The following is an 18,733-nucleotide window of genomic DNA, read 5'->3' on the forward strand; positions in this document are numbered from 1 at the left end:
GCTTAAAAGAATGCAAACACGACTACATTAAAATCTTAGAGAGAAGAATTTATGGCGGGACTTTTTTCAAATAGCGGCTTCAGTGGTGGTATAAAAATTTCCACCCTAGAGTTTACTCAACTCAGAGATATTATCTATGAATTATTTGGTATTTTTCTAAATGATAATAGAAAATATCTTATGGAGAACAGATTTTCTGCGCGTATCACAGAATTAAAGCTAAAAAGTTTTAAAGAATACATTGATTTTTTAAAATATGATAAAAATAGAAATTTAGAATTAAATAAACTTGCTGATCTTATTACAACAAATGAAACAAGTTTTTTTAGAGATAATCCTCAGCTTACAGCCTTTACTAATGAATCTTTGATGGAAATTATTGAGGCTAAACGCAAAACGGGACGTAGAGAACTTAGAATTTGGTCCGCAGGGTGCTCATCAGGCGAAGAGCCATACACATTATCTATAATTATTCATGAAATACTAAAAGCAGAACTTCCTAAGTGGCGTATACAAATTACAGCCAGTGATATTTCATCAAGTGTTATCGCCCAGGCTAAAAAGGGTGAATATACAAAGTATGCCTTAAAAACGACGAATGCTGCTATTGCCAAAAAATATTTCACAGAAAAGGAAGCAGGCATTTTTAAAGTCAAACCTGAGATTAAACGTCTAGTAAGGTTCGATAAAATAAATCTAAATGATCTTGTCGCTTTAAAAAAAGTACCTAAATCTGATGTTATTTTTTGTAGAAATGTGATAATTTATTTTGATAAAGAAATGAAAAAAAGAGTGCTTAGAGCCTTTTATGACAATTTAGTAGATGATGGACATTTATATGTCGGACATTCTGAATCTTTACATACGATAACAAATACCTTCAAAGCCAAACATCACACGGGTGCGATTTCTTACAGAAAGGTATAAATCTGGCTTTAACTTAATTTATGAGGTGTTGAGATGCGTAGTGTAGGCATTGATGATCTTGAACCGGGTATGATTTTGGCTAATGATTTGCTTCATTCCGGAAGAATGCTGCTTCCAGCCGGTTCAGTTGTAACAAGCAGTAATATTACTTTTTTTCAACGGCAGGGCATAGAAAATATTACAGTTTTAAGTTCACCCCCCGTTGAACCGGATGAAGAAACCCTTGATAGATCTTTTCGGTATGTTCGTGATTACTTTATGTTTGTAAATCACAATCATCCAGCCATAATAAAGATGTTTGATATCTCAGTATATAGAACAGCCACTAAATTGATGGAAGGCTGGACTCTTCCTTCCTCTGATGAGCAAACAGTTACTGAACTTGATGATATGAGAGATCTTTTCTTTCGCGACGAAGGTAAGGTCGAAGATGTTGTTGATGCTGAAATTAAAATTGCTTCTTTTCCAGATATCTTTTTCAAGGTAAAAAAGGTCGTTGATGATCCAACCGCCTCCGCTCAGGAAATTGCTGCGGTTGTTGGACTTGATGTAGCTATTTCCACCCAGTTGTTAAAGCTCGTCAACAGTCCTCTTTATGGATTCCCTTCCGAAATTAGTTCACTTGTCCGAGCTGTTGCCCTTGTAGGTAGCAGAGAACTTTGTACCCTTGCCCTCGGGCTTTCAACCATAAGCTATTTTAAAGATATCCCGCCGGAACTTATAGATATGCGTTCCTTCTGGATGCACTCTTTATCGTGCGGTATATTTTCTAAAATACTTGCTGAAAAGGTTAAAGGTGTTGTTCCTGAAGTAATGTTTACTGCGGGACTTCTTCATGATGTCGGACGACTCATTGTTTTTAAAAAGATGCCGTGCAGTTCCATTCAGGCAATGCTTTATGCTCGTGAAAATTTTATTCCACTAGTTGAGGCCGAGGATATGACTCTGGGATTCAACCACACAGACGTTGCTAAGGATATGCTTGGCAAATGGAAATTCCCAAATGAATTAACTGATGCTATCAGCAATCATCATTCCCCGCATAATGCGGACTCTAAAGTACAGGCAACAATTCTTCAGGTTGCCGACAATTTGGCGAATGCCATAGGGATTTCAGATGGCGGGATGTATGTTATTCCGGGAATTGAGGAAGGAGCTTGGGAATTGCTTGGAATTGATGCGGACAGCTTAACTTTGATTGTAGAAGATTATGACCGTCAAATCGAAGAACTTTTTCAAGCTTTTTTTACTTAAAAAATTAATCTTTTTCATTACAGCAGTCATTGTTGGCACAAGGTAACTCAATTGTGACTATTGTTCCTTTGTGTTTTCCTTCGCTTTCTATGAAGAGTTTTCCTTGATGTTCAAAAACTATTTTTTTAACAAGTGAAAGCCCCATACCTACGCCTTTCGCTTTTGTTGAATAAAACGGATCAAGAACATAAGGCAGATATCGGGATTCAATTCCTAATCCGTGATCTATTATTTTAATTGATATAACATCATTTTTTTTGAAGATTTTAATTGCAACATCCGTTGAAAGCTCTGGCGTAAAGTTGCTGGCATTCAACAAAAGTTCAACAACTGCTGAAAGAAATAAGTCTCTGTCCACGTTTAGGAAAGGAATATTGTTTTCCAGCTTTACGGTTATATTTTCGCCAATTTCAGATAAAATTTCATTTGTGTTTTCAATTGCTTGTTTAACTAAAAGCTCAATTTTAACTTCAGATGGATTAGCTTTAGGAATAGTCGAATAATTTTTTACAGCCGTAACCAACCCTTCCAATTTTTCTGCTTCTTCTGAAATAGCCTTAATTTCTCTATTTAGAGGATCGTCTTTGGGAAGTTTTCTAGAAATCAAATTTGCGAGTCCGCCGATGACGATGGTGGGGTTTAAAATTTGATGAGCAACAGCTTGTGCAAGACTATCAAGTCCGGCAATTCGCTCTTTTTGCAATTCAACATTTCTAGACAACATTTGTCGTTCTCTTTCTTCCGCCTGATAAAAATCAGTAACATCCTCAAAAAGGAAAACCATTCCCAACGTTTTTCCTTCATCGGTTAGAAAAGAAGATGTTATTGATAATTTTTTAGTACATTTTTCCTTTTTTATACTAAATGCTACACTATGTTTTCGGCCTACCCCCTGCTCTGTGATAGCATCAATAATAACTTGATTAAATTCAATATTATGAGTGTCATCGGTGATAAAAAGTTCTCCCCAACCACATCCAAGATGTTCTTCAATATTCAACCCAAGTATTTCACACGCCGAATTATTTAGAAAAATAATTTTTCCTTTTTGGGAAATAACCATTAATCCAACACTAAGACTAGCAAGAATATTTTCAATAACCATTTTTTGTAACGAGGACATAGTCTTATCCTGATATGGGGTTTATTTTTAATAATACACGCCACATCAAAGACTAGCAATAAATAAGCGAACTAAGGAGGTAACTTATTTTTTGATTCGACCAGATGGTGGATTAATTCGTGGATGAGCAGATCTTTTCTGTCCTTTCAGCCAAGCATTAAGGCGCGGTTCTTCGCCTTGATCTTTAGATTGATAAAAAGAGCGATCTGAAAGTTCGGGAGGCAGGTAATCCTGTTCGACCCATGCTTTAGGATAAGAGTGAGGGTATTTGTAGTTGCGTCCATATCCCCATTCTTTTTGAAGCGCCGAAGTTGCGTTTCTTAGATGAAGAGGAACGGGAAGCATTCCATTTTGCCTGATTTCCTGTTTGATTGTATGATAGGCCGCATAGGTGGTATTACTTTTGGGAGCGAGAGCAAGATATACCACTGTTTCTGAGAGGGGAATAAAACCTTCAGGCATACCAATAAATTCAACAGCTTGCTGACATGAAACCGCCAAAGTAAGAGCATAAGGATCGGCAAGTCCTACGTCTTCACCTGCTGAAATAATTAGTCTGCGAGTAACAAATTTTGGATCTTCACCACTTTCAAGTAAGCATCCCAAATAGTAGAGAGCCGCATCAGGATCACTTCCACGTATTGATTTAATCATCGCAGAAGCTAACTCATAATGAGAATCACCGTCACGATCTCCGCGAATAACTGTTTCGGGCAGAATAGTTCTAAGTTTTTCAAGTTCTCTTTTTTCTTCAGGTAACTGGGAGGTGTATTCGAGTAAATTAAGAAGAGCGCGACCGTCTCCACCTGCCATTGAAGAAATAAGATTCAAACTTTCATCTTTCAGTTCAAAGTCCAGCTCTTCAGTTGCTCGTTTGGCAATATCCGCTAAATCAATTTTGGTCAGCGCACGAAGCCTTAGAACATGAAGCCGGGATAAAAGCTGTTTTGTAATACTGAAAGAAGGGTTCTCAGTCGTGGTTGCGAGTAAAGTTATTTCTCCGGATTCAAGAAGGGGAAGGAAAAAATCCTGCTGTGCTTTAGAGAAACGGTGAAGTTCATCAAGGATAAGAATATCCATTCCGGATAATTGTTTTCTAAGCGCGGCAATTCCAGCTTCCGGCGCACTGACGCGCATGTAATGTCGTCCGGTAGACTGCGCAAGAAGCATTGCCAAAGTAGACTTTCCGCATCCCGGAGGACCAAAAAGCAACAGACTCGGTAATCTTTTTGACCTTTCAAAGGCTTCAATACGTTCACGGAGATGAATCTGCCCGACGAATTGAGATAGACTGGTAGGGCGTATACGATCCGCAAGGGGCTGGTTATCAGTTAACTCAAGCTTCACTTGGTACTCTCCGTTGGCAAGGAAATTTATAAGGATTGTTTTTGCTTTTCAAGATATCCGGCTCCAAGACAAAGGAGAGCCGCAGTTTCCCACCGTAAAATACTGTCTCCGAGACTGCATTTTTTAAATCCGCTGTTCAACAACAGTTCGGCTTCATGTGGACTGAATCCGCCTTCTGGACCTATGACAGCCAGAGTTGATTCTTCTGCAAAAACACCATAGTCGGGCACAGCTTCTTTTTCAGCTTTTTCCCATAAAATAATTTTATTAGAGAACTCTTTGGATTTTTCAATCAGATTTTCAACAGATCCGGGCACCGTTTCAAGCTTTGGCAGCCAGACATTTCCGCATTGTTTCGCTGCTGCAACATTTTTATCATGCCATGTATCTTTAGGATTTTCAGGAACTTTGCCCTGACTGAATTCGCCTTGAAAAAAAATAAGACCGCGAGCTTGAAGTTCAACACTTTTTTCAAGCAACCAATTTCGTCTGTTTGATTTATTCCAGCCGATCGCAAGAGTCAGTCCACGTGAATCGTTCTGAACAGTTTCGCTTACAAGTTGCAAGGTCGCGCGACTTTTAGAAATTTCATCGACTGTAAAAATTCCATCTCTGCCCAGTCCATCAAAAAGACGCACAGTATCACCTTCGCGGGTACGAAGAACTTTGCACATATGCCGGGCTTCGCTACCCTCAAGGACAAAAGGGGTAATCCAATTTTCGGGGGAGATATAAAATGAATTTAGGCGGGACATTATATTTTAGACGACCTGTAAAAAATAGCGGACCGGATTAATCCGGTCCGCTATAAAATTAAGATTCAAGATTAAGAAGATCTTCGTATGTCTCTCTTCTGCGCGCAACAATAATATCATCTCCATCAACAATAACTTCAGCAGCTCTGAGGCGAGAGTTGTAATTTGATGACATCGTAAATCCGTATGCACCGGCAGAGTATACGGCGAGAAGTTCTCCCTGTTTAACTTCAGGAAGCTCACGGTCACGGGCAATAAAATCACCTGATTCACAAATAGGACCGACGACATCAACTTCAACTTTAGGACGTTCGTTTTTCACAACTTCAGAGATGTTGTGAAAAGACTGATAAAGTGAAGGGCGGATGAGGTCATTCATTCCTGCGTCTACGATAAGGAAATTCTTTGTAGGCGTACTTTTGGTATAAATAACTTCTGTCACCAGTATTCCGGCGTTTCCGGCGATAACTCTTCCCGGTTCGAGAATAACTTTTAGTTTTTGACCTTCGAGAGCTTTTGTTAAAGCTTCACCGAATTCTTTAGGATGGGGAGGTTGTTCGTCATCATAAGTGATTCCAAGTCCGCCACCAAGGTCAAGATGTTCAATTTCAATATTCATACTGGAAAGTTTTTCTTTAAATGCCAAAAGCTTACTGAGAGCCTCAAGGAAAGGATCAATACTTGTGAGCTGTGATCCGATATGGCAATCCATGCCGATAGGCTCGATGTTGGACAGTTCTTTAGCGGTCTTGTAGGCGGTAAGAGCTGTGTCCATATCAAGACCGAATTTATTCTTTTTCATTCCGGTAGAAATGTAAGGATGTGTTTGCGGATCAACGTCTGGGTTGATGCGGAAACTGACTCGGGCAGTCTTATTCATGGATGTTGCAACTTCATTGATTCTGTGAAGTTCAGCTACAGACTCGACGTTGAACATTAATATATCTGCTTTAAGAGCTTCAGCAATTTCGTATGCTTTTTTACCGACACCGGAATAAACAATACGGTTTGCAGGAACACCGGCTTTAAGCGCTCTGTACAGTTCTCCGCCGGAAACAATATCCATTCCCGCACCCATTTCAGCTAATAGTTTGAGCACGCTCAAATTAGAATTAGCTTTGACAGAGTAGCAGGTGAGATGATTCAAGCCGTTAAACGCTGAATCAAACGCTTCAAAATGTCTGCGGAATGTTGCAGCCGAATAGACATAAAGAGGGGTTCCGTATTCTTTAGCCAGTTCTGAAATATTTACGTTTTCTGCGAAAAGTTTATTATTCTTAAATTCAAAATGATGCATTTGGGAAGAACTCCATTCTCTAAATTAGGGTGTGACTATATATACGTCAGAAATGACAATTCCAAGAGCTTCATAAACATTTCGCCCGACAACTCTGTAGCGATAGCTTTTTTCTGGATCAAGTCCGCATTCACTGAATACGAAAGTAGAACCGTCTGACTGGATGCCTTCTGATCCGGGGGTGAATTGTTTACGAATAGCAGGGAAGAAAGGACAGGTTGGACAACCTTCTCCCGGTCCACTGCCGTCGGCTTGAAATTGAAGACTCAGATTGTCTACATTTTTAAATGCTCCGTCAACCTTAACAACAATCTTAAGGCATTCTCCGGTTCTGCGGCCGGTAACGGATGCGAAGGTGAAAATGTCATCACTTTTTTGCGGCGCAGGCCACATTTTTACACCGCAGCCAGTTACAGCGAGCAGGGTAACCACTAAAAGAGTGAGCACTAAACCTTTTTTAAAAGAAAAATTTTTCATCAATTATCTCCCAGTGATTTTTTCCACTGATTCAGTAGAGTAATGGCTTCTATCGGTGACAGTCCATTTATATCAAGATGACGAAGTTCTTTAATTATTTCGTGATCTTCAGGTGGAATATCATTTTTATCATTATTGGTGCCGGAACAAATCATTCCCGGCAGGATGCTTTGCACAATAGTCTTCCGTTCCGTCGGGTGCAAGTTGCTATCTTGTGATTTTTCTTCAAGATTCGCAAGAATTTCTCTTGCACGCAGTACAACAGGTCTAGGAACTCCTGCAAGTTTAGCGACTTCAATACCGTAACTTTTATCAGCAGGTCCGGGCACAAGGCGCCGTAAAAAAAGGATATCTCCTTTCCATTCTCTGACAGCAATATTGAAATTTCTAAGCCCGTCAATAACACCTTCAAGAGAAGTCAACTCGTGATAATGCGTCGCAAAGAGTGTGCGAATTCCACCCCGGGCTCTTCGTGAAAGTTCTTCTACAACAGCCCAAGCTAGAGCAAGTCCGTCAAAAGTGCTTGTTCCGCGTCCGATTTCATCAAGAATAACAAGACTGCGCATGGTTGCCTGACGCAAAATACGGGCAGTCTCCATCATTTCAACCATGAAAGTGGATTGTCCCTGCGCCAGATTGTCCGAAGCTCCGACCCTTGAAAAAACCCGGTCTATAAGCCCGATTCGGCCACTTGAAGCAGGGATGTAAGAGCCCATTTGAGCCATTATGCCCATCAGCGCAATTTGCCTTAACACCGTAGATTTACCAGCCATGTTGGGGCCGGTAATCAGCAGAATACGGCGTTTCTCATCGATTGTCAGGTTGTTAGGAATATAATTGGCAGATCCCTGAACAGCTTCAACCACAGGATGGCGGCCTTCTTCAATAATTACTTCCATGCCTGTATGAACTTCAGGACATACCCAGCGATTTGAACGGGCAGCTTCGGCTAATCCCTGCCAGAAATCTATTGCGGCAATAGCATCTGCCATAAACATAAATCGGCTGCGGTTTTCGGCAACTTCATCTCGTATCGCTTGAAAAAGATTATATTCAAGCTTCTTACGCTGTTCAAAAGCTGAAATGAGTTTTTCCTCAAGTTCTTTTAATTGAGGAGAAATATATCTTTCACAATTTACCAGAGTCTGACGGCGTTCAAAATAATCAGGTACCTGACCTTTGAAAGCTTTTGATATTTCAAAATAATATCCGAAAACTTTATTGTATCCGATCTTGAGTTTTGGCAGATCACAGCTTTCTTTTTCGTGCTGGAGAAGTTCAGCAAGCTTAGCTTCTCCATGCTCGGTAAGCTCAATAAATTCATCAAGTTCAGCATTGTAGCCAAGCTTGAAAAGCCCGCCTTCTGTAATGACCGGAGGAGGGGAGTCTACCATTGCTTTTTCTAAAAGGTCAGCAACATCCGACATTGAATCCCATTTTGATACAATGGTTTTCAGTGCCGGAGCAATCGCTATAGAATCACTTTCTTCCGATGCTTGAACAGCGTGACGAAGCTCTTCCTGTATCGGAGGCAAAGTTTTAAGACTCTGTCTGAGACTTATAAAATCTTTTGGATTAGCTCTACCGAGAACAACACGCGTGGAGAGGCGTTCCAGATCATAAACAGTATCCAGAAGCTTACGAATTGATGCTCGCAGTGAATCATTATCGTGGAAAAAAGTTACCGCTTTTTGATTATGTTCAATAGGTGATAAATCACGCCAAGGCTGTTTTAAACGAGTTGAAAGAAGCCTTCCGCCCATTGGAGTTATTGTTTTATCGATAACAGCTAAAAGAGTCCCTTTTCCTTTTTTACCGTCAAGACGCTTGAACAATTCAAGATTTCTTTCTGTAACTTCGTCCAGAACCATATATTTAGATAAATTGAGAGGCTTAAATTCACCTAAGTGATTAAGCTCCTGCATTTGTGTCTGACGAAGGTAAGCAATCAGTGCTCCGCAAGCTTGAGTCAATTGCGGTTTATCTTCTAGGTCAAGTGATTCAAGATCTGCTACTTTTTGGACTTCTAAAACATTATCACGAGCTGTTTTTAAATTAAAATATCCGGCAGACGGAGCAGGAGTTATACGGGCATCTATCTCACCATATTGATGAGGAACAGCTTTTCCCTGTTGAAGAATAAGTTCTCGGGGACCTACTTTTATAGCCCACTGCCACAGATCTGTTTCAGTTTTGCTCTGAATGCCGCTCCATTGACCTGTAGAAAAATCCATCCATGCGAGACCGCCTGCAGACTTGGCTTCGTCCCAGATAAGTGCGGCAAGAAAATTATTTGATTTTGCATTGAGCGTAGAATCTTCAATAACTGTTCCAGGAGTATAAACCCTTGTTACAGCTCTTTTCACTAAACCTTTTGCCTGTTTTGGATCTTCAATTTGATCACATAACGCAATCTTGAAACCTTTTTCAAGAAGGCGGGAAAGATATGTTTTTACAGCGTGATGCGGAACACCACACATAGGCGTTTTTATTTCTGCATTAGGATTTCTACAGGTAAGAGATATTTGGAGTTCACGAGCGGCAATTTCTGCATCTTCAAAAAAAAGCTCGTAAAAATCTCCCATCCTGTAAAAAAGGAGTGCATCAGGATGGTCCTCCTTAATCTGGAGGTACTGTTCGAACATCGGGGTGAGTTTCTGTTTGCTCACAATATTATCGCGTAGGGGCTTATTGGTTCAGTTCTTTGCGGAACGTTATTGAATGCCAACTGCGGCATCGGGGGCAGACAAAGAAAATTTTGTCGCGTTTAAAACCGCAACTTGAACAGGTGAATCGTTTAATTTTGTGAGCAATGTTTACAAAAAAATCCAGCTGATTTTTAAATGATGAAGTTAATTGCTGTTGATCTTGAGCAAGATTAAAAAGTTCAAGTCTGGCCAACCAAAAATTTTGGTTAAGCATCAACGTCTTTTCAAGCCAGATACTGGCTTCTTCATGCTTTTTGCAAAGTTGGAGAAGCCTTGCTCCATAGTAGTGCATGCTGACATCAGGATCTGATGCTTCTATTTCTTCAACCATTACTTTATAAAAAGAATGACTTTTTTCAGAATTGGAGGCTGAAACACTGTTTGGAGTATCACCAAAAATTGAAGATTCTGCAAGAAGTCCTTCAACAAGTACAAATCGTAAATGTTTGGGAACCTTTTGAAGGGCTTCGCGAAATTTTTTTCTGAATTTATCAAGTGATCCAGCTTTTTTGAGCTGAGCTAAAATTAAAAGCCATGATTCTGTGGAGCTTGGATAAATGTGTAATGCTTTTTCAAGAATGTGTTGAGCTGTACTTCCATCACCGTAGCTGAATTCATCTTCTGCGCATCTGGCTAAATAATGAGCTTCCTGAACTGGATGTTCAAGCTTTGAATAATAAGATGCAGCTTTTTCAAATTCTCTGCTGCCGGCAGCAAGAACCGCAAGCTCTGTTAGAATTTCAGGAGAATCTCCTTCAATTTCACGAGCTTTTTCAAAAGCGTTTACTGCGCGGTCTAAAAATCCACCCCGGCTAAAATCTCTGCCAAGTTCATAAAGAGCGCGTGCTTTTGTAGCAGGGGCGAGTCCCGGGCGAACAATCAAACTATTTCTGATTTGCGCGGCCCGTTCAATCTCACCTTGCGATCTATAAAGATTGCCAAGAGCAAGATAAATTTCGACAGCTTCAGGAGTATCTTTTACCGCTTTACTTAGTTCATCAATAGCCGCACGAGTATCCGCAAGGCCGGTTTCTGTTTTAGCAGTACCAGACAAATACGACGGCGCCCGATTATCGGGCGCCGTCGATTTTTTCTTCCTGAATAAACTAAGTAAAGACACTTAAACCTCGTAACAACGAGTAATTAGGATTTGTCATCACTTTCATCTGCGGAGGGATAATTCTTTTCATCAAGTGGCAAATTACGAAGTGAATTAACTTCCTGTTCAAGATTGGACATTTTGGTGCGGCAGGTGCGCAACTGTCCGGAAAGACGAATCTTGTCGGCCATAAAATAAAACAGACAAATAAATGATCCTGCACAAAATGCAACTAGAATCAAAAGATAATATGGAAGAGGCTGGCTTGTAAACTTGAAATCAAGCAAAGCCATAGAAAGCGTAACTTCCTTGGAAAGTTCAGGAGTGTTCTGAATAAAGAACACCATTGAAACGAAAAATAGGATAACCAGAGCCAAAACCTTCAAGTAACGCATGAAACCCTCCTTAGTGTTACTACTCGACAAAACTGTCAAATAACGGCTTGAGTCTACTATAAGTTGAAGACAAGTGTTGCGGAATTACAGTAGTTTCTCCGAACACCGCCATAAACGACGCATCGCCGTTCCAACGTGGAACTAATTGAAAATGAAGATGGGCTGCAATCCCAGCTCCAGCTGCTTCCCCGATATTTAGTCCGACATTTATTCCTTGCGGGTTAAATGCCTTCTCTAAAACACCACAACTTATTGTTATATACTTCATGATCTCGGAAGCTTCTTCTTCCTTAAGATCAGTGAGTTTGCTTACATGCCTATAGGGCGTAACCATAATATGACCGTTATTGTAAGGAAACTTATTAAGCAAAACAAAACAATGTTTAGCTCTAAAAAGTATACATCTTTCTTCGTCTTCATCTGTGTCAGATGGTATGCAAAAAACGCATTCATCAGGCTTAGGGCCTAATATATAATCCATTCGCCAAGGTGCCCATAATACTTCCATAAAAGCAGTCCTTGATTTTCAGGCATTAAAAACCGAGAAAGTTACTATTTGATTAGCTTTAACCTTTAATTTGTCACGTTTAGCAAGCTAAAAATATTACATTTCAATAACTATATAATCGCGCTTTAAATATCAACAGGTTCTGTTGACTTCGTAAAAAAATTACGCCTTAAAATGCGATCTTTACCATCAGCAAATAATATTTATAGATATAATTAATCAAAAGTGTGGATGTTCTACACGTGTTATAGCCCAAGAGCAAGGAAAACTCCGTTTTTTATCAGGATGATGCAGTCACAAAAAACTATCTTGATTTTAACTCCTCAAAGTTTTTCATCAGCTTTATTATTTACCAGATTTAATAACTTTTTTTACAAACTCCAATTGTTCATCCTTTCCTTTAACAAGTGAATCAAGGCAGGCTAATTTAGTTTCAAAAAGTAACTGGGCATATTGAGGTCCGGGAATAAGTCCCAACTCCTTCAAATCATCACCTGTAATATCGATAGTTTGCAACCTTAACGTTGTCAGATATTGCGAAATATATTTTTTGATCATATCCCGTTTAGTTCTAGCCATTATGAAGAGGACTCCTTCAAGTGGAACAGGGTGCAAAATTGTGTATATTTCGCTTGGTTTCAGTTCTTCCCTTATGTTCATGATGTTTCCGGCAGCCCAGAAAATAGTTTCACGCAAATGCACAAATTCACGTTCTTCTGTTTGAGAAAAACTGAAACGATTGTAAATTTGTTCCATTTTAGGTTTAGAAATGCCCATACAAAGACCGAGAAAATATGTTTTCCAAACTGAAATTGTTGGTTCAAGATAGAGCAGGCTGTGCCAGCTGATAACTCTTTCAAGTTCTGTAATTACTTGTTCACGCGAAGAATTAAGAACTAAAAGCGGATGAATTGCTTCTAACACTCCTAGTTCATCCATTCTTTTAATGCTTCCCGGCACAGCATCTTCATTAAGGATTAATTTAAGCTCATGAACAATTCGGTAGCCGGATAACTTATTAAAAAGATTAAGTTTGAGTGCGTTTTTAATCAGATTAAGAGTTTGGCCTCCAATTCTGAAATCAAATCTTTGTTCAAATCTTATTGCACGCATTATACGAGTAGGATCTTCAACAAAACTGAGGGCATGGAGAATTCGAATTGTTCTATCTTTAAGGTCTCTTTGGGCCCCGAAAAAGTCTACCAGCTTTCCAAAGCTTGAGGGATTGATGTGAACAGCCAGCGCATTAACGGTAAAGTCACGCCGATAAAGGTCCATCTTAATTGATGATAATTCAACTGTAGGCAAAGCGGCAGGGTATTCATAATATTCAAGACGAGCCGTCGCAACATCTACCCTTTGTCCATCCGGCAGAATAACAACTGCGGTTTTAAATTTACGATGATATTTAGCGCGACCAGACATTTTTTTCGCCAGTTTTTTCGCAAACTTGATTCCGTCAGTTTCAACGACTAGATCAAGGTCGAAGTTAGGTTTTGTTAATAAAATATCTCTAACAAAACCACCGACAACATAGGCTTCTGTTCCGAATTCCTCCGCCATTTGACCTGCTGTTTCAAGGATTTCGAGGATTTTATTAGGAAGACGGTTACGCATGATATTGCGAATGTTTCGCACCTGTTTATTTTCAGGAAATAAAGATTCAGGGATTCGGGCAGGATCTTGAACCAGCAGATTAATAAGATCAGTTCTTGTAATAACGGCAATGACTTTATCATTTTCAACAACCGGCACAAGCCGTTGCTTCTGACCAAGGATAATCTCCATTACTCTATGTAGATCACAGTCTTTTTTGACAGAGGAGAAAGGATGCTGCATGTATATTTCAACATCAACATCGCCAAGTTGATGTGCAAGAGCTTTGTCGGCAATTTTTTGTTCAAGTATTCCTACGCATCTCATGTTTTCCATGCTGTCGACAACAGGCACTCCTTTTAAACTGAACTGAGTCATACGCTCAACAGACTGGGAAATAGTCATGTTGCGAGGGATTGCCACAGCCGGTTTTGACATCAAATTTTCAATATTTAATTTAGGAGTGACTTTGGAGTAGAGCATTGAGAAAAGCTCATCTCTAACCTCGGCCAAAGTCTGGTCTTTAATTGTGGCAGAAGCAGCGTAAGCATGTCCGCCGCCGCCGAAAGCTGAACAGATAACACCTACATCAACATCTTTTGTTCGTGATCTGGCCACAAGGTGGATTCTGTCATTCATTCTTCCTAAAGCGAAAAGAACTTTGACGTTTTCCATATCCATAAATTTGTGAACAAGAACTGAAAAATCACCTACATAATCAGGTGTGCTTATTTCGGAAATGACAATATCCAAATCATTTATAGTATGAGTTGCAGCCCCTTCGAGAAGTTTGCTGAGAAGTGAAATTTGTTGCGATGTCAGATCGCGGTTGAGCAGATCGGTTATTACATCAAGCTCCATGCCGCATGTGAGTAGCCATTTACCGGCCTCAAAATCATGTTCTGTAGTAGAATTGAACATAAAAGAACCGGTATCTTCATAAAGCCCAAGCCCGAGAATTGTCGCTTCTTCCTGATGCAGGGTAATATTTTTTTTGCGGATTTCATGAGTGAGAATGGCGACGCTTGATCCCCAAGGTTTTTTTATAATAAATTCGGGATTCAGATCGCATTCCGACTGCATATGATGATCATAGATATGAATTTTAAGGCCCGGATTATCAAGAATAGATTTAACGTGGGAAATTCGAATTTTTCTTGAAGTATCAACAACAACTAAAAGTTTGACTGAATCTTTATCTATTTCTTTTAATTGTTTGAAATTAAAAAAATAAGTTGCGCTTTCCATGTAGAAGTTGCGAAGATTTTTTTCCTGACTTCCTGGGAAAATAAGCGTTGCACCGGGATATAGTTTCCCGGCAGCAACAATCGCGGCAAGACAATCAAAATCGGCATTTACATGTCCTGTTATAATTGTTTCAGCTTTTATCAGTTCTTCAGTTTTTGACATATTTTGAATCTCACATTATTGAACGTGGGTGAAAACGTTTATGGAGCTGGACCAGTCTTCCGGCTTGAATATGGGTATAAATTTCAGTAGCACTTATGTCAGCATGTCCTAAAAGTAATTGAACAGTGCGCAAATCCGCGCCTCCATCTAAAAGATGGGTAGCGAAAGAATGCCTGAAGGTGTGCGGTGATATTGATCTTTTTATACCGGCTTCAAGCGTATATTTCTTTATTAGTTTCCAGACGCCTTGTCGTGTCAGGCCGTTTCCTGATCTATTTAAAAAAATATTTTTAACATTAGGATTAAAAGCAGGGCGCCAGTCTTTAATGTATAGGTTTAAGAAATTTTGAGCTGTATAATGAATAGGCACAAGCCTTTCTTTTGAACCTTTGCCGAAGATGATTAATAAACCTGTTTGAGGATCAAAATCTTCGATCTTTAAGTTAATTAATTCAGAAACCCGCATCCCTGCAGCATATAAAAGTTCAAGCATCACTTTATCTCTGAAACCAAGTTTTGTGTTCAGGGCAGGGCGGGCAAGAACAAGGCTGATTTCATCAGTTGAAAGAAATTCTGGAAGTTTTTTGGGAAGTTTCGGATTTTCAAGTAAAACCGCCGGATTTTCTTTTAAAAAATTACGAGAGGTACAAAAGGCAAAAAAACCTCGCAGCGATGAAAGATGTCTTGCGAGTGATCTGCTTTTAAGAGATTTTGACCGCAAATATGTAAGGTATAGTAACAAAGTTTGACTTGTTGTCTCTTCGATTGTTGAGGATCTATTTTCCAGAAACAATTGAAATGATTCCAGATCTCTTAGATATCCATCCAGACTGTTTTCTGCAAGACCTCTTTCTATTAAAAGATGCTCCAGATAACGGTCAACCCATTGGTGTTTACAGGAAATGTTGTTTTTGTTTTCAGTCATACAAAATAATCACTACACGTATGCAACCGTCTGCTCAAGTTGATTGACAGAGCAAACAAGCCCAATTAAACAGTTTCAGTAATAATCTTACTAAAACTTGAAGGAGTATATTAATAATGCCAGAATTTAAACTTGCCGACAGGATTGCATCTCTTCCACCTTATCTTTTTGCAGAAATTGACAGATTGAAATCTGAAGTAGCCGCACAAGGGGTGGACATAATCAGCCTCGGCATTGGAGATCCTGACCTTCCGACTCCCCAGTTTATTATAGATGCTCTCTATGAAGCAGCAAAACGTCCCGAAAACCATCAGTATCCTTCATATGTAGGTATGCTGACTTTCCGTGAAGCTGTTGCAAAATGGTACAAACAAAGATTCAATGTAGATCTTGATCCTAAAAAAGAAGTTGTCAGCCTTATTGGTTCAAAAGAGGGAATAGCACATTTTCCTCTGGCATTTGTGAATCCCGGCGACCTCGTTCTTGTAGCATCTCCTAATTATCCTGTTTATCCTGTTGCAAGCAGTTTTGCAGGCGGCGAAGTCAAAATGATTCCGCTTCTTGATGAAAATGATTTCCTGCCCGATCTTGATGCTGTTGATGCGGCAACTTGGGACAAAACAAAAGTTTTCTTTATAAATTATCCTAATAATCCGACTGCTGCGACCGCAACACCTGAATTTTTTGCAAAAGTTGTTGAAATCGCACATAAACATAATGTAATCATTGTTCAGGACGCAGCGTATACTGAAGTTTATTACGATGAAAATAAAAAACCGATATCCATTTTGGAAACTCCCGGCGCTAAAGAAGTTGCTATTGAGTTCCATTCTCTGTCAAAGACATACAATATGACTGGATGGCGCTGCGGAATGGCCGTAGGTAATGCGACCTTGGTTGCCGGACTTGGCAAAGTTAAAGAAAATGTAGATTCAGGTATTTTCCAGGCTGTTCAGGAAGCTGGTATTGTAGCTCTTCAGCATGGTGAACCTTATGTAAAAGAATTTCGTGCAATTTACAAAGAACGCCGCGATGTAGTTGTTGAAGCTCTTAGAAAAATTAATATTTCTTGTAGAGTTCCTGATGCATCCATCTTTGTATGGGCTAGAACTCCTGAAGGTTACACTTCATCCGAGTTTGTCTCTAAATTGCTTAAGGAAACAGGCGTCGTTGTTACACCCGGAAATGGTTTTGGTGATTCTGGTGAAGGATATTTCCGTATATCCCTGACAGTAGACACCGAGAGACTCAAGGAGGCAGTATCACGGATTTCCCAACTATAAAGGTCTATGTCAGTCTTGGTTCCAACATCGGCGATACCGATGAGAACTTAAACGAGGCTGTTGCAAGGCTGGAAAAATACGAAGGCATTGATCCTGAAGTTTGGTCGGAAATTTATATGACCGAACCGCAGGGGCTTAAAGAGCAAGCGTGGTTTGCTAATCAAATTGTTCGATTTGCTGTTGATCCAGAACTTTGGGCGCCGCATGGGTTCCTTTCAACGCTTCAAGCTGTGGAAGGGCAGATGCAGAGAGTTAAAGATCAGGTCAACGGGCCTCGAATCATTGATCTGGATCTTATCCTGTTCGGCGATGAGACGGTAGAAGGTGGAGACTATTTAACAGTTCCACATTCTCGTGCGAAGGAACGTGCATTCGTTCTTTACCCGCTTGCTGAACTTGACTCTGAACTGGTTTTTCCTGATGGCAGCAAGATTGCTGATATTTTATCAAAAATTGATTACCGGATTGAAGGTAAGAAAATTTATCAGGATTAATAATCAGGTTATGCCCGTTTCTTTCGGGCATAACCTTTAAATTTTCAGCCCGTAAGTATGCGGTTAAAATCAAGGCGGAATCCAATATGCTTAAGTTTGTTGTGATTGCTGTGGCTGCTTTTATTATGTGGAAATTATTCACTGGAGAAAAAAAGAATAAAGAAAAGCAAGATAGCAAGCAGCATGATAAAAAGGTCAAAGCCGGAGAAATGGTTAAAGACCCTATTTGCGGAACTTATGTTCAAAAAGACAGCGATATACGAGTCAAAAACGGTGAAAAAGTTGAATGTTTTTGCTCTTATGAATGCCGCGATAAGTATATTAAACGCATTGAAGCAAAAAATGATGATTAGCTTTATTTAGCAATAATCATAATTTTATCTTTTACACCCTTTCAGCTAACCAGTTGAAAGGGTGTTTGTGTTTTTTAAACTGACAAAAGGGGAGTTCTTAATGAAAATTTTTCTCGATTCTACTTCAATAGACGAAGTTAAGAAGGCAATTGATTATAAGCTGATTGATGGAGTTCACTTTGGTTCTGATTTTTCGACCATAAAAGATATGAATTTAAATGAAGATGTGATGGAGATTTTAAAAATTGTTCATGGTCCAGTAGTGATAAAAACTTCAGAACTTAACTCGCAGTGTATTCTGGATGACGCCAAATGCATAATTGGATTTGGTCCAAACGCTGTTGTGGAAATACCGACGACACTGGAAGGACTGAAAGCTGCAGGCATTCTTTCTGAGCGTGATATTCCAGTAAGTATGGTTTCGAGACTGATTTCTGTTCAAGCTGTAATGGCGGCAAGATTAGGAGGAGATTTTGTAAATTTGAAATTGCACGAGACTGAACAGGAAGAGGGTGCAAGTGAGTCTCTAGACAGCATCGTTTCAATATTTAAAAATTATGATTTCAAATCAAAAATTATTGCATCCGGTTTAACTGAGGTTAAGCAGGTTTCGGAAGCTCTCAGGATTGGAGTCGATATCATTTCAGTCTCATATGAATTGCTGATAAAGCTTGTCTAAAAAATGGATATTGCAAGCAACGCATTAAGATTTAGCATTCAAGTTTAGATTCACTCATAGCAAGAGCGAAGAATGCTTATTGCTTACAGATTTTAAAAGTTTT

General features: G+C 39.6%; 17 protein-coding genes. 6 read left to right on the forward strand and 11 right to left on the reverse strand.

The features are described from left to right. Positions 1-51 precede the first annotated feature (51 nt). Together BLT41_RS11960 and BLT41_RS11965 are read left to right on the forward strand one after the other, a co-directional pair. On the forward strand, positions 52-927 hold the full coding sequence (locus tag BLT41_RS11960) for a CheR family methyltransferase (RefSeq protein WP_092161417.1): 876 nt from the start codon (positions 52-54) through the stop codon (positions 925-927). A 33-nt stretch (positions 928-960) separates the two neighbouring features. Further along, entirely contained in the window at positions 961-2,181 is a 1,221-nt protein-coding gene (locus BLT41_RS11965; protein ID WP_092161419.1) for an HDOD domain-containing protein, read from the forward strand. Positions 2,182-2,185: 4 nt separating this feature from the next. Here the strand turns inward: BLT41_RS11965 and BLT41_RS11970 are convergent, their stop codons facing one another. From BLT41_RS11970 to xerD, 11 genes are all read right to left on the reverse strand, one after another. Beyond that, on the reverse strand, positions 2,186-3,304 hold the full coding sequence (locus BLT41_RS11970; RefSeq protein WP_092161421.1) for a sensor histidine kinase: 1,119 nt from the start codon (positions 3,302-3,304) through the stop codon (positions 2,186-2,188). Between the two features lie 84 nt (positions 3,305-3,388). Next, a complete protein-coding gene (locus tag BLT41_RS11975) occupies positions 3,389-4,651 on the reverse strand; it encodes a replication-associated recombination protein A (RefSeq protein ID WP_092161423.1) in 1,263 nt (420 codons plus the stop codon). A 26-nt stretch (positions 4,652-4,677) separates the two neighbouring features. Beyond that, complete coding sequence (locus BLT41_RS11980; RefSeq protein ID WP_092161425.1) at positions 4,678-5,406, reverse strand: 16S rRNA (uracil(1498)-N(3))-methyltransferase; 729 nt, start codon at positions 5,404-5,406, stop codon at positions 4,678-4,680. Between the two features lie 58 nt (positions 5,407-5,464). Further along, positions 5,465-6,703, reverse strand: coding sequence for a diaminopimelate decarboxylase (lysA, locus tag BLT41_RS11985; RefSeq protein WP_092161427.1), 1,239 nt, complete (start codon positions 6,701-6,703; stop codon positions 5,465-5,467). 24 nt (positions 6,704-6,727) lie between these two features. Next, positions 6,728-7,180: a hypothetical protein gene (locus tag BLT41_RS11990; protein WP_092161429.1), complete on the reverse strand. Its 453-nt coding sequence runs from the start codon at positions 7,178-7,180 to the stop codon at positions 6,728-6,730. After that, entirely contained in the window at positions 7,180-9,825 is a 2,646-nt protein-coding gene (mutS, locus tag BLT41_RS11995) for a DNA mismatch repair protein MutS (protein WP_170830368.1), read from the reverse strand. Before mutS ends, BLT41_RS11990 begins: the two co-directional genes overlap by 1 nt. 43 nt (positions 9,826-9,868) lie before the next feature. Then, positions 9,869-10,942 carry a tetratricopeptide repeat protein gene (locus BLT41_RS12000; protein ID WP_244512263.1) on the reverse strand — a complete coding sequence of 358 codons (1,074 nt, stop codon included), beginning with the start codon at positions 10,940-10,942 and terminating at the stop codon, positions 9,869-9,871. 89 nt (positions 10,943-11,031) lie between these two features. Next, a complete protein-coding gene (locus BLT41_RS12005; RefSeq protein WP_092161435.1) occupies positions 11,032-11,382 on the reverse strand; it encodes a LapA family protein in 351 nt (116 codons plus the stop codon). Positions 11,383-11,401: 19 nt separating this feature from the next. Continuing rightward, positions 11,402-11,890 (reverse strand): HIT family protein, encoded by a 489-nt coding sequence (locus BLT41_RS12010; protein ID WP_092161437.1) that lies wholly within the window; start codon positions 11,888-11,890, stop codon positions 11,402-11,404. Between the two features lie 345 nt (positions 11,891-12,235). Continuing rightward, a complete protein-coding gene (locus tag BLT41_RS12015) occupies positions 12,236-14,896 on the reverse strand; it encodes a CBS domain-containing protein (RefSeq protein ID WP_092161439.1) in 2,661 nt (886 codons plus the stop codon). A gap of 10 nt (positions 14,897-14,906) precedes the next feature. Beyond that, positions 14,907-15,821, reverse strand: coding sequence for a site-specific tyrosine recombinase XerD (gene xerD / locus BLT41_RS12020; protein WP_092161441.1), 915 nt, complete (start codon positions 15,819-15,821; stop codon positions 14,907-14,909). A gap of 116 nt (positions 15,822-15,937) precedes the next feature. On the opposite strand from xerD, the gene BLT41_RS12025 reads away from it, so the two are divergent. The 4 genes from BLT41_RS12025 to BLT41_RS12040 all read left to right on the forward strand — a co-directional run bounded on the left by BLT41_RS12025 (position 15,938) and on the right by BLT41_RS12040 (position 18,630). Beyond that, positions 15,938-17,104, forward strand: coding sequence for an LL-diaminopimelate aminotransferase (locus BLT41_RS12025; protein WP_092161454.1), 1,167 nt, complete (start codon positions 15,938-15,940; stop codon positions 17,102-17,104). Next, the gene (gene folK / locus BLT41_RS12030; RefSeq protein ID WP_092161456.1) at positions 17,101-17,598 is read left to right on the forward strand and encodes a 2-amino-4-hydroxy-6-hydroxymethyldihydropteridine diphosphokinase; all 498 of its coding nucleotides are present in this window, start codon (positions 17,101-17,103) and stop codon (positions 17,596-17,598) included. The genes BLT41_RS12025 and folK overlap by 4 nt, the downstream gene beginning before the upstream one ends. A gap of 86 nt (positions 17,599-17,684) precedes the next feature. Beyond that, positions 17,685-17,951: a transcriptional regulator gene (locus BLT41_RS12035; protein WP_092161458.1), complete on the forward strand. Its 267-nt coding sequence runs from the start codon at positions 17,685-17,687 to the stop codon at positions 17,949-17,951. A gap of 100 nt (positions 17,952-18,051) precedes the next feature. Next, on the forward strand, positions 18,052-18,630 hold the full coding sequence (locus BLT41_RS12040; protein ID WP_092161459.1) for a transaldolase family protein: 579 nt from the start codon (positions 18,052-18,054) through the stop codon (positions 18,628-18,630). Positions 18,631-18,733: the final 103 nt, after the last annotated feature.

Origin of the sequence: Maridesulfovibrio ferrireducens, from assembly GCF_900101105.1 — a bacterium.
Lineage (GTDB): Bacteria > Desulfobacterota > Desulfovibrionia > Desulfovibrionales > Desulfovibrionaceae > Maridesulfovibrio > Maridesulfovibrio ferrireducens.

What these genes read in the sequence shown, in the direction of transcription:
- xerD (WP_092161441.1), bottom strand. Translation starts at nt 15,821, where the DNA reads ATGACTGAAAACAAAAACAACATTTCCTGTAAACACCAATGGGTTGAC.
- BLT41_RS12040 (WP_092161459.1), top strand. Translation starts at nt 18,052, where the DNA reads ATGAAAATTTTTCTCGATTCTACTTCAATAGACGAAGTTAAGAAGGCA.
- BLT41_RS12005 (WP_092161435.1), bottom strand. Translation starts at nt 11,382, where the DNA reads ATGCGTTACTTGAAGGTTTTGGCTCTGGTTATCCTATTTTTCGTTTCA.
- BLT41_RS12025 (WP_092161454.1), top strand. Translation starts at nt 15,938, where the DNA reads ATGCCAGAATTTAAACTTGCCGACAGGATTGCATCTCTTCCACCTTAT.
- BLT41_RS11960 (WP_092161417.1), top strand. Translation starts at nt 52, where the DNA reads ATGGCGGGACTTTTTTCAAATAGCGGCTTCAGTGGTGGTATAAAAATT.
- BLT41_RS11965 (WP_092161419.1), top strand. Translation starts at nt 961, where the DNA reads ATGCGTAGTGTAGGCATTGATGATCTTGAACCGGGTATGATTTTGGCT.
- BLT41_RS12015 (WP_092161439.1), bottom strand. Translation starts at nt 14,896, where the DNA reads ATGTCAAAAACTGAAGAACTGATAAAAGCTGAAACAATTATAACAGGA.
- BLT41_RS11980 (WP_092161425.1), bottom strand. Translation starts at nt 5,406, where the DNA reads ATGTCCCGCCTAAATTCATTTTATATCTCCCCCGAAAATTGGATTACC.
- BLT41_RS12010 (WP_092161437.1), bottom strand. Translation starts at nt 11,890, where the DNA reads ATGGAAGTATTATGGGCACCTTGGCGAATGGATTATATATTAGGCCCT.
- BLT41_RS12035 (WP_092161458.1), top strand. Translation starts at nt 17,685, where the DNA reads ATGCTTAAGTTTGTTGTGATTGCTGTGGCTGCTTTTATTATGTGGAAA.
- BLT41_RS11990 (WP_092161429.1), bottom strand. Translation starts at nt 7,180, where the DNA reads ATGAAAAATTTTTCTTTTAAAAAAGGTTTAGTGCTCACTCTTTTAGTG.
- mutS (WP_170830368.1), bottom strand. Translation starts at nt 9,825, where the DNA reads ATGTTCGAACAGTACCTCCAGATTAAGGAGGACCATCCTGATGCACTC.
- BLT41_RS11970 (WP_092161421.1), bottom strand. Translation starts at nt 3,304, where the DNA reads ATGTCCTCGTTACAAAAAATGGTTATTGAAAATATTCTTGCTAGTCTT.
- lysA (WP_092161427.1), bottom strand. Translation starts at nt 6,703, where the DNA reads ATGCATCATTTTGAATTTAAGAATAATAAACTTTTCGCAGAAAACGTA.